Below are 17364 nucleotides of genomic sequence, written 5' to 3' on the forward strand. Positions count from 1 at the left end.
GTGCTCATAGCAGTTTTTAAACATAAAGGAGAATATATGAATCCTACTAGATTAATTCCTATTGGTGGAGTTCAAGAAATTGGTAAAGCTTCATTAATAATTGAATATGAAAATCAAATTTTTATTATTGATGCAGGAATTAAATTTGCTGATACAGCTATAACAGGTATTAAAGGAATTATTCCCGATTACACTTATTTAGCTCAAAAATATAAGAATATTGAGGGACTTTTTATTACCCACGGACACGAGGATCATATTGGTGGTGTAATTTACTTAATGAAGCAAGTGGCTGTTAAAAAGATTTTTGCCCCTCGTATAGCAATTCAATATCTTAAATTAAAATTTGATGAAAATAAACTTAAGAATAAGGTTGAATTTATTGAAATTGAAAAAAATGCAGTTCATCAATTTGGTGAATGTTTTGTTGATTTTTGAACTGCGCAACACTCAATTCCAGATGCCTTTGGTATCAGAGTTAAGACACCTAATGGTTCAGTAATGTGTACTGGTGACTTTAGATTTGATTACAATCCAATCGGTGAAACCTATACAGATTTTGCCAAATTAGATCAAATGGGTAAAGAAGGCTTAACAGTTCTTTTATCGGATTCAACAAATGCAATGCGTCCTTTTCACTCACCGAGTGAAAATGATATCTTAACAGATATTGAAAAATACATGCGTCAAGCAACAAGAAAAACAATAATTACTGCTTTTGCTTCAAACCTAACAAGAGTAACTGCTATTATTGAACTTGCTGTTAAATTAGGCAAAAAAGTCGCAACTTTTGGTCGTTCAATGGTTCAAGGAATCAAAATTGGTCGCAAATTGGGTTGTATTAAAGCGCCTGCAAGTGTTTTTGTAGATAAAAAGGAAATTGCAAAAGTTCCTGAAAAAGACCTTGTTATATTAACTACAGGATCTCAAGGCGAACAACTTGCTGCTTTATCAAGAATGTCATATGGTAAGCACCAAAGTGTTAAAGTTGAAAAGGGTGACTTAATTATTTTTTCTTCAAGTCCAATTCCAGGAAATAGAATGGTTATAGAACTTTTGGTTAATAGACTTTCAAAATTAGGTGCTATTATCAAAGAAAATGGTGTTGATGGTTACTTACATACTTCTGGCCACGCTTATAAACATGAACATGACAAAATTTTTCAACTTACAAAGCCTAAATACTTTTTACCATACCATGGTGAATTTAGAATGAGCATTGTACATGGTCAAAGCGCAGTTAGAAATGGCGTTAAAGAAGAAAATGTAATGATACCTGAAATTGGTAGAGTTTACAATATGCTTAATGAAGTTATAACACCAAGTGATGAGAAAATAAATTGTGGGCCTATTTATATTGATGGTCATACAACCTTAAATTTAAGTGCAAATATTCTTAAAGAAAGAGCAAAATTAGCTGATAGTGGTTTTGTCAATATAGTTATGAATATTAACAAAAAAAATAACTCAATAATAGGACGGCCAAGTTTAGTAAGTCGTGGAAGTTTTTATGTAAAAACTTCACTTGAATTAGTTGAAGAGGCTAAAAGAATAGCTCATGGGGCTGCTTTATTCTATATTAAGAATACTCCAAATTGAAATGTTGTGGATCTTAAACAATTAATTGTTGAACGCCTTGAAAACTTGTTCTATAAAGAAAAAAGAAGAAGACCTGTAATTGTTCCAACAGTTCTCTTTAGTGATGATGAAAATGAACCAGCTTTTGCAAAAAGTAAAATAAAATTTAATGATAAAAATGCAAAAGATGAAGAAAAATCTAAAAAAGCATCTGCAACTCTTAAAGAAGTTAAGAGCGAAATTTTTGGTGAAAACGTTGAAATTACCGAAGATATTCATGATGACGAAGATGAGGAATAATAAAAAATAGTAATTTTCTGTTATTGCTATTTTTTTAAATTTGGCTATAAAACAGCCTTTTTGGTCAAAAATGATTTGGTACACCGTACAGGGCTCGAACCTGTGACCCGCTGGTTAAGAGCCAGCTGCTCTACCAACTGAGCTAACGGTGCTTTTGTTAACTTATTATATAACATTTGCGATTTATTTAAAGTTTTTTTAAAATTCAAAATTATAAAAGTTGAATTCCAAAACAAATTAAATTCTTATCAAGCAATGTTTTTGCATGTAAAACATTTTTTTATTATAAATTAACTCACTATTTACTTTATTCCTTTTAGAAAATCACAAATTTTTTTAGGTGATTTACTTTTATAATTTCAATTATTTGTTCAGAAATATTGCTAACTTTTTTAGGTCAAATTGTTAGTTAAAATACTTAAATATTTCTGGATTTTGTATATAATTGAAAAGCAATTATAAATAATTGCCTCTAACTAGTGGGAGAGAAAATAAAAAGTATCATTAGTACCACACTTATCGAAAGGATATTACAATGGCAAAATCAAAAGCTGATATTGTCCGTGTTCGTAAGTTGCAATTTATTGCTGGCCAAGCTAAACCTGGTCCAGCATTAGCTGGTGTTGGAATCAATATGCCTGATTTCACTCGTGCTTTCAACGATGCAACACGTGATAGAGGTAATGAACCAGTTCCTGTTGAAATTACCGTTTACAAAGACAAATCATTTGAATATAAATTATTCACAGCACCTGCTTCATACAAATTAAAGCAAGCTGCTAAATTAAACAAAGGTAGTTCAAATTCTAAAACTACAATCGCCGCTACAATTACAAAGGAACAATTAAGAGAAATTGCTGAATACAAATTACCTGACTTAAACACAAAAGATATTGAAGCTGCTATGAGAACAATTGCTGGTACAGCAAAACAAATGGGTATTGTTATCGAAGGTTTTGAAAATGTTGCCGCTAGAAAAGCTGAAGCTGCAAAAGCAGTTAAAGCTGAACAAGCAGCAGCTGAAAAAGTTGCTGCACTAGATGAAGCACAAAACTTATTAAAAGAAACCAAAGGTAAAGCAATTGATGTTAAAACAATTTCAGATGAAAAAAGTGCTGCTAAAGAAGGGGAAGAATAATGTCTCTTAAAGGTGGAAAGAAAATAAGAAATGCTCGTGAATCATTTGACAAAACAATTGCTTATGATTTAAATGAAGCTTTAGAAATTGTTAAAAGAACATCATTTACAAAATTTGTTCCTACAGTAGAATTAATTTTTAAATTAAACCTTGACGTTAGAAAAGCTGACCAACAATTGCGCGGTGCAGTATTATTACCTAACGGAACAGGTAAAAATGTTCGCGTTTTAGTTGTTTCAAATAATCCAGCACTTCAAAAATCATCAAAAGCTGCTGGTGCTGATATTGTAGTTGATGGACCTGCACTTGAACAAAAAATCAAAGAAGATGAATTTGATTTTGATGTTATGGTAGCAGATCCTGCAATGATGCCCTTATTAGGTAAATACGGTAAGAAACTTGGTCCTAAGGGCTTGATGCCAAACCCTAAAACAGGTACTGTTACACCTACACCTGACAAAACAGTTGCTGAACTTAAAAAAGGTAAGGCAAACTATCGTACAGACAAAGCGGGTATTGTACATACAATTATTGGTAAACTAAATATGACAACCGAACAACTAGTTGAAAATGCTCAAACAGTTATCTCTTTAATTAAAAAACTTAAACCTGCTGCTGTTAAAGGTGCTTACATGCAAAACCTTGTTGTAACATCAACAATGGGCCCTGGTGTTAAGGTTAAAATTGAAAAATAATAATTAAAAACTTCCAAATATGGGGGTTTTTTTGTACAAAAAATAGGACACTATTGTCCTATTTGACTGTTTTATAGTACTTTTAGCTTTTTCAATGGGCCAAAACTTCTTTAAGAGCATATACCAATTTTTTGGCTTTAAACATATTAATTGTATTAGGTATTCCAATTCTTATATGTGTTTTTCTTTGTGATCCTATACCAAGTTCAAAATACAAGTTGTATTTTTCATCTACTTTCTTTCTTAATTCAAATGCATCAACACTTTCAGGTACTGCTAAAACCAAAAGTCCATGCGTTTCATTTTCTTCTTGCACTGCACTAGCAAAACCTAATTTAATTAAACTTTTCTTCATAAAGTTGAATATTTTCTTTTTTTCACTTCTTATTGTTTCAATACCTTTTTGCTCAATAATCTTTAGTGAAGCATATAGCGACATTAGTGTTGTTGTTGCTGGTGTAAAAGGTGTTGAAGAACCCTCATTATGAAAATCTATATATTTAGCAAAATCGAAATAGAATTTAAAATTTTTATTATTTTTTGCAACTGACTGTGCTCTTTTTGAAAGTAGAATACAACTTAAACCAGGTAAAGTACAAAAACCCTTGCCACTTGTTGCCATAGCAACATCTAATTCTCACTTGTCAAAGTGAATTTCCTCATGTAAAAATGAACTAACAGTATCAAGAATAAATAATGAATCTTTGGCATATTCCTTAATTAATTTAGAAATTACATTCATATTATTTAGCACACCTGTTGATGTCTCATGATGGGTCATAAAAATTGCTTTATAATGACATTTTTTTAATTTTTCTTTAATGTCTTCAGGATTAAATGCTTGTCCATTTTCATAATGAATAACATCTAGATAATCTTTACCTACCAGCCTTAATAATATGTCTTTAAATCTTTTGCCAAAAAAACCACACTCAACAAGTAGAACTTTATTACCTGGTTCTACTAAATTAACAATTGACGCTTCCATTGCACCTGAAGCTGAAACAGTTAAAAACAACGGCATTGCATCTGTTGTGCCAAAATGTTTTTTAATTAATTCTCCTGTTTCAATAAAATATGACTTAAATTCTTCACTTCTGTGGTGAATTGAAACATCTGATAGCACCTTAGCAACTTCATAATAGTTGTTTATTGGACCTGGTGTAAAGAGTACCTTTGTTTTATAGTTACATATGTTCTTTTTGTGCGGTAAACTCATAAAAACCTCCAAAAAATTTTTTTTGGTTTTAAAGACCAAAAATAACATATGAAATAAGGAAGAAAAATGTGCTAAATGATACACTATCAAAACGGTCCAAAACTCCTCCGTGACTAAGAAGAATTTTTGAATAATCTTTAATTGCATTTATTCTTTTTATATACGAAAAGTATAAATCACCTAAAATTGCAAATACTGGCATAAATATTGATGCTGTAATTTGTGCGAAAATATTGTTATTAAGTAATTTAAAACCAAGAATTAAACCTAGGCCTGTTGAAATCCCGAAAAGTATTGCGAAAATAAATCCTTCTCATGTTTTCTTTGGTGATATGGTTGGAGCAAAAGGTTGCTTAATTCATTTTTTTCCTGCAACTGAACCACCAAGATAGCCAAAAATATCGCAGCATGTTGGAATTGCAAAAATTAAAATTGTATATTCTCATTTCAGGATAAGGGTTAACTGAATGGTTTTTATTGATATTATAATTAAGTACAATGAAATCATCATTGTGATTGCTCTAACGAATCTATCTTCCAAAGACATATTATTTCTCTCTGCAAATTCAACAAAAGTAAATGCAATTGAAACCCCAAGTAAGATGAGCAGAGTAAATCAATCTCTAGCAATATTTTCAATGAAAAATGAATGTCATTCTCTTTTTGTTTTTAAAGAAAATATGATTAACTCGTTAAAATTTTTAATTGGAAATATAACAGTTGGCAAAATAACCAAAATAAACAAAAAATTAACATACCATTTTATATGGTGTGCTTTAAAATATTCATAACATAGAACAATGAACGCACATGCACTAAAAACATATGAAGCAATTCTTGCTTCAAAATTTGTTGGTCCATAAATTGCCATTGGAATCATTATGACTAACATTAGTGTAAGAAATATGAAGCCCGGTAGTATTCTATTTTTAAATAGTTTCATGTAAATAATTATACATTGTTTTATAAAATTAATTAGCAATGTAAAACTATAAAATAGGCTGATAAGCAATTTATTTATGTACTGTTTAAAGCAAAAAAGCAATGATATTTATTTAATTTTATTATTTTGGTTGTTGAATTGTAAGGAGTTGAAATGACTATTCAAATTGATATGGATAAAATAAACAAAATAATTCATGGTGACACAATTGAAGAGTTGAAAAAGATGCCCGATAAGTCTATTGATTTAATTTTTGCAGATCCGCCTTATTGGATGCAAACTGAAGGCGAATTATTAAGAACAGATGGTTCTAAATTTAGTGGGGTTAATGATGCATGAGATAAATTTTCTAGTTTTGAAGAATATGACAATTTTACATTTCAATGATTAAAAGAATGTAAAAGAGTCCTAAAAGATAGTGGCTCAATTTGGGTTATTGGTTCTTTTCAAAATATTTTCAGGCTTGGTTACATTATGCAAAATTTAGGTTTTTGAATTTTAAATGATGTTATTTGAAACAAACCAAATGCAGTACCAAACTTTGGCGGTACTAGATTTAAAAATGCTCACGAAACATTAATTTGGTGTTCGAAATCTAAAAATTCGAAATTTACATTCAACTATAAAACAATGAAATTCCTAAATAATGATATTCAGGATAAAAGTGTTTGAGATATAGGCATTTGCATTGGTAACGAAAGACTTAAAGATGAAACCGGCAGTAAAGTTCACTCAACACAAAAACCAGAAAAACTATTATATAAAGTTATACTTTCAAGTTCAAAACCAAATGATATAATCCTAGATCCTTTCATGGGATCTGGAACAACTGGGGCTGTAGCCAAAAAATTAGGAAGAAATTTTGTGGGTATTGAAAGAGAAGAAAAGTATATTAAAGCAGCTAACAAAAGAATAGAAAAAGTGTTATTCGAAAACAACGATTTGCATAATTTGAAATATGAAATTAAACCACCTAAAATATCAACTAAACAGTTGATTGATAATGGTTATTTAAAAATAAATGAAGAACTTTTTGACAAAAAAGGTAAATTCATTGGTTACTTAACTGAAAATGGTTATGTAAATGATAAGATTGAAACATTGTCAATACACAAAATGGCCGCAAAACATAAGGGCGTTGATAATTACAATGGTTGAGACTTTTTTTGAATAAAAAACAAAAATAATAAACTGATTTCAATAGATGAGCTAAGATACATTTGCAATTCAAACATTGAATAATCAATTATGAATAATAGTAAAATCAAAGATAAAATAGTTAATTCAGTTAAGAACATAATAAATTCAACCATTGAAATTATAAAAATAGAATATAGTGAATAAAACTATCTTTTTACCAAAATATCTGTTTTATGGATATTTTGGTTTTTATAAACTTCCTTGATAAAAGAAAACAGCAAACTTATAAAAGGATTATAATTTTCATATAAATTAATTTAAGGGGTTGCTATGGAACAAATTATTTGGATAATTTTATCTATTGTTAATGCTTTAATGTTTATTTCAGTTATTATCTTAACTATTTTACCTTTTTCTAGAAGAATATTCTATTCTGCTGGTGCTTCCAGAAAAATGTGTATTAGCAAAGGCATTAAGGTTCAAGATTATTTAATTAAAGATAATATTAGATTTTTTACAATATCGTCTAGCACAATATTTTTGTGAATATTTGAAATGATTGCATGTGCAGTTGTTGGTATTGCAATGAAGACATATGATTTTGAACACAAAAATTTACTAACAGTTATACCATTTCTTATTAATGTATATTTTCTTTTTATGAGTATGTTTTTTGTTGCCCTTTTCCTTAATAATTTAGTTAATAATAAAAAATGAGAAAAAATCAATATTACACTTTCGGATGAAAATTTAATCGAAAACAAAATAGATACTGAAACAAGTGTAGAACAAGAATGTTTGTTCACAAACAAAAAAATTACATTTTGATCAATGGGTTCATTAACAACAAATAAAATCTTTAAAAAGCCTGAAAAAATAAGTAATGACAAAAAAAGATTAATGGTTTATAGATTTTTATTAATAGATTCTGAATTAGTCCACCCGTTTAAGACAAATAAAAATTTCGACATTAATATGTTTAAAGATGAAGCTATTAAATACGGAATAATTAAGATTAAAAAAACTAACCAATAACCTTTCTTCTTACGGTTTTTTATTAAAAATATTCCTCAAATTGCGAGGAATATTTTTTATTTTTCCATTTTGAAAAGATCAATATCATCTGGGTGTGTTGGTTTTTGGTTTACTTCAACCTTGTCAATTCTTCCTTTAACAACATGGATAATTCTATCAGCCATCTGGGCCATAATTGGATTATGGCTAACCATAACAACAGTAGCTCCTGTTTCTTTATTTATATTGTAGAGAAATCTTAAGACGATTTTTGTTGTTGCTTCATCAAGGGCTCCGGTTGGTTCATCAGCAAAGATTATGTCAGAATTCTTTGCCAATGCACGCATAATCGAAACTCTTTGCTGTTGTCCACCGGACATTTGAGATGGAAATTTTGAAATTTCTTCTTCCATTTCAAATTCCTTGAATAATTCAACAATATCCACTTTTTTAGCAGGGTCTTTTTGTAAGTAAGCTCCTGTTTGTACATTATCAAAAGCATTTAAGTTTGCTAATAAATTATAGTTTTGGAAAATAAAACTTAGATGTTTTCTTCTAAAAAGAGTTAGTTTACTATCTGACATATAAGGTAGGTTATTATCACAAACAATTACTTGACCTTTTGATGGTCTATCAAGACCTGAAATAAGGTTTAAAAGTGTACTTTTTCCACCACCACTAACACCAAAAATAAGCATTAGTTCGCCTTTTTTAATGTCTACTGAGACATCTTTTAAAACTCTAGTAACTATGTTTCCGCTAACATAATATTTGCTAACATTTTTAACCTCAATAACTGTGCCTTCTGAATTTTTCAAATTTTCATTACCATCTTTCTTTCTTTTTCTTTTCGAAAGTTTGACAAGTAATTTTCTTACTTTTTTAGGAACAACAATATTCTTTTTTGAACTATCTTTATCAAGAAGTTCAAAGACATTTTCTTTTGTAATCTTAACGTTTTTATCAATTTCTAGTTCGCTAATTTGTTCTTCAAGTATTTGCTCTTCTTTAATAATAGCTTGCAATAAATTTGTATCTTCTTTTTTCTTGCGTGGCTTTTTTATAGTCTTTTTATTAGTTTTAGAAGATTGAGATTTTTTAATCTCTTTTTCTTTTTTTTCTAGTTCATCAGACATTTTATTTTCCTTTCAATAAGTCAACTGGTTTCATTTTGGCAATACTATATCATGTAACAAAAGAAGTAGCAATAAATATAGCAAAAATTACTATTGTTGTTAAGAATACGTGCAATGGAGTTAATACCAGAGGTAAAGAAATCGAGGAGGAGGCAAGCAGGAATTTATTAAATGTAAATATCATTAATAACACAACTGGAATCGATAATGCAATGGCCAGAATAATAAATGGAATAAATACACCAAAGAACATACCTAATTTTTCTTTTTGTGTGTATCCTAGAATTGATCATATAGCAATGTTTTTCTCGTTTTCACTAATCATAATTGTCGACATAATGATTAAAATTACAAGTGAAATAATGAAGCTAATTGCAATAATAGAAGTTGAAATTGTGCCAATAGTTGATCCAACTTGGCTTGTAAATCCAGCCTCAATATCTTTTGAATCAATGCTTGTACCTAATGCAATATAAAGTTTTGAATCATATAACTTGGCAAATACCTCAATTGCACTCTTAGGAGAATTTTTTATTTGTTCATATTTTGCTTGATCAAATACAAATTCATTTGAATCAAGGAAATTCATTATTTGATTTTTAATTTGAGTCTCATTATTACCAAACTTTTTCACTAGTATGTTTTTAAGTACACCATTGGTTGGGTTATATATTTGTTCAAACATTGATTTAAGAGTATTTTCATCAATACCACTTAAATCAAAACCATCATAAGCAGACCAATATCCACTTGGTGAATAAAGTGAAGCTGAGTCAATGACTTGGCTTGGAACAGGGTTGTTTGTCATAATACCATTGAAAGGCTTGAATCCTAAATTGTTTTTGAAGGTATCAAGGCCACTTAGTTTGTTAGCTGCATCTATTGTTGTAATCAATTCATTATTTATGTATGTTGGATTAATACCAACAACCTTAAATGTAATACTTTGATTTGATAAATTAGTTCCATTTTGAAGTGATTTATCAAGCTTATTTATCACCCTGTTTGTAAACCTGTCTACATGATTAAGAATTTCGAATTTTACTAAATCACCTATTTTATAGTTATATTTATTCGATGTAACTTCATTAAGAACCAATGGATAAATATTATTTGAGGTATCAAATTCATATAATGAATCATATAGATTTTTATTGTCTTTATCTATAAGTTTTACAAACCTGCTGTTCTTTTGATAACCATAAATTTTGAAGGTGTTGTTATTATTTGAAACCTTTAAATAAGTATATTTTTCATCATATTTTTCATCAAAATATACACCACCAAAACTAATAAAGTAATCTTGAATTGTTGGTCCACTTAAATCACTTTTATCAGTAAGTCAATAATCAGATAAATTGCCTGGTTTATTTACTCTTGTTTTAATTAAGTTTGGATCTTCTTTTTCTGCTTTAATTTTTTTAGCTATTTCTTTATAACCATTAACTAAAAAATCTCTAAATTCATCACGATATTTATCTGTTGTTATATTAAGCATTTGGTAAGTTTTACTATTTTCATCTCAATGAGCATATTTAAAACTTCCTTGCTTTTCATATGGTGATCGGTAATATTTAAAGAAATCCAATTTTTGATTATTAGTCTTACTTACAAAACTCATTGCATATGTATTAGGGTCAACATTAAAAATCTTGTCTGTTGTTTCTTGAGTTCGTTCAAGTTGATAACCAACTCGGTCCCTAATCTTATCAATTTTAGCTTTCTGAGTATCAGGCATACCATTGTATGCAACTTGTCATGGATCAACTGCAACACCTGCTGCAACAGCAACATTAACTGAAAATTGACTTAAGATATGTGAGTCAAATGAGGCTTTATCAGGATCTGGTGAAAGAGGACCATTTTTACCATTTTTATTAATTATGCTTGAATAACCAGGCTTAAAGTAATCTGCAGCTTCTCTATTTCCATCGCTTATATCACCAAGTGGTGTATATAGATTATTATTTAAATCAAGTGGTTTAAATGGTTTAAATGGACCACCTTCTCTTGTTGGGGTTTCAAGGTCAACCTTAAAAGTATATGACCTGTTTTTATAAGTATCATTAATAGTTCTATTAAAGACATTGGTATTGGCTACACCAAAAAGTGTTGCTACACCTGTTAGCATAACACTAACAGTAAATGAGATTAACTTCCAAAAACTTGTAAATGCTAATGTAAGAGAGAAGCGTTTTTTAACATTGAACTTTCTTGTGGATTTTTGATAAGCTTTGAAGAATTTAGATTGTGGTATTTCATTTACTCCACTAATTAAATCTATTGGTTTATGTCTTAGTGCAAATAGTGAAACAACAAAAATTAATAAACTCATTCCAAGAAATGGTAAGAATACCGTGAAGAATAATGTAAAGAAATTAAATCCTATTGCATTCTTAGGTAAAGTTCAATATGTGTTTATAACATTCATAGCAAGAAGTTGATTCTTATAACCTATAACATAACCTAGAACACCACCAATAACAGAAGTTACAAGTGCAAAAGTTGTAAAACTTAGTGATATTTGTCATGTTTGATAACCTTGAGCAACCAAAATACCTATAACCTTATTTTTGCTTGCTATATATCTTTTTATAATAAATATAGTAGAAATAGCCACAAGAGTAACAAAGACAGAAACAAGAGCAATTGTTGTAGTTGAAACAGCTTTAATAATACCTTGAACAGTTGTAATTCTTAGTGCTCTTTCTGGGTTAACTAAATCAATTTCATCTGCCAAGAAAACTCTTTGTAACTTATTATTATCAGTAATTGACTTATCAATTATGTTAGTAATATACTTTTTAAGTTCAACATTGCTTAAGCCTGTTGCCTTTGAGTTCTTAACATATAAAACTTTTTTAACAACATTGCCAACATAACCTGAACGAATTCTATCAAATCCGTGTTCATTAACATAAACTAGAGCTTGGCTTTGAGTATTAACTTGTAAGTTGTACTCGTCAATAACTGGATACATATAGTCTACTGTTGTTTCTTGTCCAACAATAATAAACTTAGTTCCGTTAACATTTAAAACATATTTTTCATCAAGTTTTTCTAATAATGAAAGTAATTCAAAAGGATCACCTGGAATTTGGCCTGTGTAAATAGCTTTATTATTTTTTACTAAGTATGCATAGTTAACTTTTGCTAAATAACTGTTTGAATTATTAAAGACAATATCTTTTATTTCTTTAGGTTCAACAATGGTGTTAATTACTTCTAGGGTAAATTTAATAAAGTCAATTCCAAACAATGATGAACTGATACCTTTGAATTTATCAAATGTTGCACCATCTAAAACTAAGGTTTGCTCATCATCAATATCAAGAGGAACTAATGATGTATCTTTTTTACTGAATGCTGATTCCAGAATACTGCTTAGGGTATTAAATTTGTCTTCACCATCTTTAACGATTTTTTCAAAATCATCTATTTTATTGAGCAATAAGTATTGCAAATTAGCCTTAACTAAACCAACATTAGACTTTTGACTAGCTAAATAAGATAATGTAATCTCTGGAAAAGTAAATCTTAAAATAGGATCAACTAAGGCTTCACTTAGACCAAAAATTTGTAATGGAAGGCTTAAATTTAATGTTGACATTATAATGTGAGCTTGTTCTCTAATTTCAAAGAAGTCTTTTTTAAATAAATAGTTGTTTAAGAATTTTCTAATTATTCCTAAATATACACCGTCACTATATTCACTTGAGTTGCTGTAAATTTTACTTGCTGTGATGTAACCTAATTGTTTAAGTAAAAGCAATTTATTTTTCTTAATTCACTGTCTGTAAACTTCATTTTTTGTCACAAACTCTTCAACCTTGTTATTCACAAATTTACCACTGTTATCAAAAGCAAATAAATTTGATTTTTCAGGGTCATCTAGTAATTCTAATAAACCATAATCCGTTATACCAGCAAAAGGAATATTGTCATTTTCTGTAATTTTCTTGTTAATGTCAAATATTTCACTATCTAGTGCAAGATTTATAAAATCATTAACAAATTGAACTGCTTGAGAATGGTTTGCGTCTTTATTCATAAACATTTGAATTCATGGATTATAAATAGAAAACGCTTGTGCACCTAATGCATATTCATTTTGAATTGTTGGAGTTGACAATGAAGAAAGTAATTTTTTAATTATTGATCAAGTTCCATTATTTTCAAAATTTTGTAGATCATTCAATAAATCAGAACCTGTTTTATTTGATTCATTACTAATGTAGGAAGCTCCGCCTTTTGTTTGATTTATGAAACCTATAATTTTTTCTATTTTTGCCAAAATATCTGTTTTATAGGTTTTTGAAGAAAATAAACCATATTGTTTTAATATTCTTTTTTGCGATTCTTTTAGTAAATCTAAATTAACACTACCGTTTACTTCATCTAGGTTTTGAATTGATGAATATAGTGCTAAAAATTGTTGCTCAATTTTGTAATTATTAAATTCTTTTACTTCTGTATTTGATAGACCAGAAGCAAAAATTTCAAGAAAATCAATAAAACCTACTTTATTATCATCCTTATCTGGAATATAAATTTTTTTGCTACTATTTAACAATTCAATTTCCTTATATTTATCAGATAAGTTAAACATTTTAATTAAATTATCTTTGAATGCTCTATTTGATCCATGTATACCAAACATTGATCTCAGAAATGCTATCATTCCGTCCTTAGGACTAATTGAATCTAATACAATTGGGTGTATTTTTTCTTCATCTTTATTTAGTTCACTATTAAATTTAATTACTTTGTAATCTAAATAATGTCTCTTAACCATTTGATTAAGTTCACTTGCTAAAATATTGAAATCAATATTTGTTAATATGTTTATTAAGCCTTCTTTAACATTAGAATAAGGTTTAGGAGGATTAGAAGTATCAGCATTCATTTTCTTAATTATTGGTTTTAAACCATTAATTAAGGATGGACTAAATTTAATTAATAAATTGTAAAGTAAACTACTTGAATTATCTAAATTGATTGATGCAGCTATATCAAGATTATCTATTAATAATTTAAGACCCTCTTTTAAACTTTTTTGATCAATTGAGTTAAATAACCACTTGATTATTAAACCTGTTGAAAGTTTTTGAGCATATTCTTTATTATTAAAGATTATTTTTTTATCACTTTCGCTTTTGTATCACTCGTGTGAGAAATTGCTAAATTTTTTGAAGTCAATTGAGTCAATTATTTTTCAAATTGCATCAATAAATTTATTTGGATCATGTGAAACATCAACCAATGCTTGTGCACTTAAATATTTACTTAAATCAATTGAAACTATATCTTTTATTAATTTATATAAGTTTTCAACTTCACTAGTTAAATAAGCTTTTCGTTCAACTAATGATGATCTTGATTTTATTTTTGCTTTTGCTTGTTCTAAAATGCTAAAAAATACCGATTTAAGAACATCACCACCCTCATAATGACTTAATTCATATACGAAGTCAAAAATGATTTTAGGTAATATTTTTTTATTCATTTTACTTGAAGCAAAAACTGAAGCAAAGTTGTTGTCGTTTAAAACTTTTTTCAAGACACTTGTTAATTGATAAACTTGCTCAGGTGTGATAAATTGTTGTTTGACTAAGTCAAAATTTAATAGGTATTTTTCAATTGCGCTAGCTAAGTAATCAACTTTTCCATAACTTAAAACGTCTTGAACCAATTGTGCTTTTGGACTCAAGAAAAGCATAGGGATATATGAAACATTTTGGAATGTTGAATCTTTTTTTACTCAACCACCATTTTGTGTTCTAATGAATTTTGTAGCTATGGTTAATTGATATTTTTCCATTCATTTTGACAAAAGACCTCTATCCATTCCACTTTGTGGCATCTTGTCTGGATAAATTGTCTCTCATGTTTCAGGTTCAATATATTTATTATTTGCGTCTTTAACTCTGCGTGCTATCTTAAATTTATTTCCTAAGAATACCACACCAAGATTTGTTAAATTGTAATCAGGAGTTTTTGAACCATCGACATTTTGCTCATGTGGCACAAAATTTGTTAGAGGAATTATTTTAGTGTTTTTACTTTCTTTTAATTCTCCACTATTTATGTTGTAGTCAAGCAATTTTGCAAAATGATAAGCAGGTCTAATATATTTTGGGTCTGGGTATAGATTTCTACCAATAGATTGAATTACTAATGATGAAACATATGGTGTCAATTGATGAGTTTCATAAACATTATTCTGACTTTGACTTACTTTATTTAAGACCGATGGATCATAATATTCATCATATAACTTTCCAACATTTTGTTTAACACCATCAACTACGTAATTTTCATTTCCGGTGCTAATAAAGTGAAATGTGTTTTGCTTGCCTGTTTCTTCATTAATACCATCAACTGTCATTGTTTTACGAAGACCAATATTTTCGATTTTAACTTTTTGAGCAATTTGATTAATTATTTTTCGCTTTGTTGTTTCATAGGCTTCATTTTTTATAATAGAAAATCTCTCATCTTTAATATTTTCATTATTTATTTCGCTTAGGAAACTAATTTTGTCATCGACATTTTTAGTTTCTCTTTCGATTTTATTAATTGGACGTGAATTATCTTTGTCAATTTGATACTTGTTTCCATCTGGCCTAATTCTTTTATCTTCTGTATACAAGTCAACTTGTGTAAGTTCAAAATAATTAAAACTAGAACCTAGTGGTATATCTGATGATTTTTCAATTTGCTTGTCAACATCAAGACTTTTGTCACTCTTATATGGTGTAAGTTTATTTATTTTACTTTTTCTCCAATATGAAAAAGTGGTTAATTTATCCAACAATAAACTTTTTTCAGGGTTAGTTCTTGAAGACTCGATTAAATCTTCCATAAAGGTTTTAAAAGCACCTAATCATTTGTCTTTTGAGCCGTCTTTATCAACAAAGCTTGTGTAATAATTTCATCTTAGAAATTTAACTTTATTTTCTTCTTGTACTATTCATTCAATTGGCAAAGTAAATTTCTTGCCTTTTTCTAATTTTAATTTCTTTTGTGCTTTAATAGGGCTTAGGGTATTACTAAATATTTCATTAATCTTTCACTCTGTCTTTAAGTCAAGGTTTTCATTTATTTCTTGAATGCCAGAACTATAATTAATAAATTTACTTAAATCTGCACTTTTATTCTTTTGTTTAAAAACTAAACCACTGGGTGTATTACTACCAAATGATGAGGGTTCAAAATCAAATAATTCAGCCAATTCGTTTGGTTTAATTTCGATACCTTTTTCTTGGTCAATTCAATTTTTACCTTTTGAAAAATTAGCTGTTATTTCTTTTGTTTCAACATTAATAAATAATGAACTAAGTTGTGTAGCATAAATTTGGTCATCTTTCTTAATAAGATTCATTAGGTTGCCAATCTTGTATGTTTTATCAAATTTGACATTTCCGCTTTGTTCAAGAGTTTTGTCAGTGAAAACTTGTTCAAAAACATCATTTGCTACTTTATTATAAATATTTAGATATCTGTCTTTTTCCTTTAATTCAAAATTTAAATTATCTAAGTTTTTTAAATCAAAATTAATATCAGGTTTAGGATTGTTATCAATGTTTTGCTCTGCTTTATAAATTGAGTAAAGATTCAACAAGTCTTCTTTCTTAAAATAGTAAGCATTCAATAATTGATCAATATTTCCTATACTACTAAAAGGTAAATATTCGGTTTTATTATTTCCAAAATATAAAATATTTCTTGTGCTATCATAGTATTCTTTCTTGACTGATTCAGGTAATGATGAAGTTTTGATGCTTTGCGGGTCAATTTGATAAATTATTGGCGTGTAGTTTTTATCTTTACCTTTAAAATCATCCGATTTTTCACCATTAATGTAGTAGCCTTGGTTGTATGCACTACCCTGCATTGGCAAGTTTAGATCAACATTAACATCTTGTAGTCTTGAAACATTCTTATAGTCATTAAAACCACCTACCATAGATGATCTAACATTTGAAAGCAATGTAAAAATTGCAGAAGTTAAAAAAACAAGTATACTTAGGCCTGCTACTATAACTTTGTTTTTAGAAAGAGATTTAAAAACTTCTTTAAATAATCTTCACATCACCCCCCCTATTAATATGTATTATTATAATAAAAAATACTAATTTAGTAGTTATTTATTAAAAAATACAAATAATTTAGATTTGATAATTCCTGATCCGGTTTAT

The 17364-nt window shown here is 28.4% G+C and carries 9 protein-coding genes and 1 tRNA gene; 5 read left to right on the top strand and 5 right to left on the bottom strand.

Going from position 1 to position 17364, the window contains the following annotated elements:
* Positions 1 to 36: 36 nt before the first annotated feature.
* Positions 37 to 1878: a ribonuclease J gene (locus NPA07_RS05550; RefSeq protein WP_126118219.1), complete on the top strand. Its 1842-nt coding sequence runs from the start codon at positions 37 to 39 to the stop codon at positions 1876 to 1878.
* Positions 1879 to 1954: 76 nt separating this feature from the next.
* Here the strand turns inward: NPA07_RS05550 and NPA07_RS05555 are convergent.
* Positions 1955 to 2030 (bottom strand) — tRNA-Lys (locus NPA07_RS05555).
* Between the two features lie 383 nt (positions 2031 to 2413).
* Between NPA07_RS05555 and rplK the strand changes: the two genes are divergently transcribed.
* Together rplK and rplA are read left to right on the top strand one after the other, a co-directional pair.
* The gene (gene rplK / locus NPA07_RS05560) at positions 2414 to 3016 is read left to right on the top strand and encodes a 50S ribosomal protein L11 (protein ID WP_126118218.1); all 603 of its coding nucleotides are present in this window, start codon (positions 2414 to 2416) and stop codon (positions 3014 to 3016) included.
* Positions 3016 to 3711: a 50S ribosomal protein L1 gene (rplA, locus tag NPA07_RS05565; RefSeq protein ID WP_126118217.1), complete on the top strand. Its 696-nt coding sequence runs from the start codon at positions 3016 to 3018 to the stop codon at positions 3709 to 3711. The genes rplK and rplA overlap by 1 nt, the downstream gene beginning before the upstream one ends.
* Before the next feature lie 82 nt (positions 3712 to 3793).
* On the opposite strand, the gene NPA07_RS05570 is transcribed toward rplA, so the two are convergent.
* Both NPA07_RS05570 and NPA07_RS05575 read right to left on the bottom strand, forming a co-directional pair.
* Positions 3794 to 4930, bottom strand: a complete 1137-nt coding sequence (locus NPA07_RS05570) for a pyridoxal-phosphate-dependent aminotransferase family protein (protein WP_126118216.1) — start codon at positions 4928 to 4930, stop codon at positions 3794 to 3796.
* Positions 4931 to 4958: 28 nt separating this feature from the next.
* Entirely contained in the window at positions 4959 to 5873 is a 915-nt protein-coding gene (locus tag NPA07_RS05575) for a phosphatidate cytidylyltransferase (RefSeq protein WP_126118215.1), read from the bottom strand.
* Positions 5874 to 6026: 153 nt separating this feature from the next.
* Here NPA07_RS05575 and NPA07_RS05580 point away from each other — a divergent pair, with 153 nt between their 5' ends.
* Positions 6027 to 7115 carry a DNA-methyltransferase gene (locus NPA07_RS05580; protein ID WP_305880351.1) on the top strand — a complete coding sequence of 363 codons (1089 nt, stop codon included), beginning with the start codon at positions 6027 to 6029 and terminating at the stop codon, positions 7113 to 7115.
* Between the two features lie 228 nt (positions 7116 to 7343).
* Positions 7344 to 8048 carry an MAG0920 family protein gene (locus NPA07_RS05585; RefSeq protein ID WP_126118214.1) on the top strand — a complete coding sequence of 235 codons (705 nt, stop codon included), beginning with the start codon at positions 7344 to 7346 and terminating at the stop codon, positions 8046 to 8048.
* Between the two features lie 56 nt (positions 8049 to 8104).
* On the opposite strand, the gene NPA07_RS05590 is transcribed toward NPA07_RS05585, so the two are convergent.
* Together NPA07_RS05590 and NPA07_RS05595 are read right to left on the bottom strand one after the other, a co-directional pair.
* Positions 8105 to 9163: an ABC transporter ATP-binding protein gene (locus NPA07_RS05590; protein WP_126118213.1), complete on the bottom strand. Its 1059-nt coding sequence runs from the start codon at positions 9161 to 9163 to the stop codon at positions 8105 to 8107.
* Position 9164: 1 nt separating this feature from the next.
* A complete protein-coding gene (locus NPA07_RS05595) occupies positions 9165 to 17258 on the bottom strand; it encodes an ABC transporter permease (protein ID WP_126118212.1) in 8094 nt (2697 codons plus the stop codon).
* Positions 17259 to 17364: the final 106 nt, after the last annotated feature.

This window comes from Mycoplasmopsis caviae (genome assembly GCF_024498215.1).
Classification (GTDB): domain Bacteria; phylum Bacillota_I; class Bacilli_A; order Mycoplasmatales; family Metamycoplasmataceae; genus Mycoplasmopsis; species Mycoplasmopsis caviae.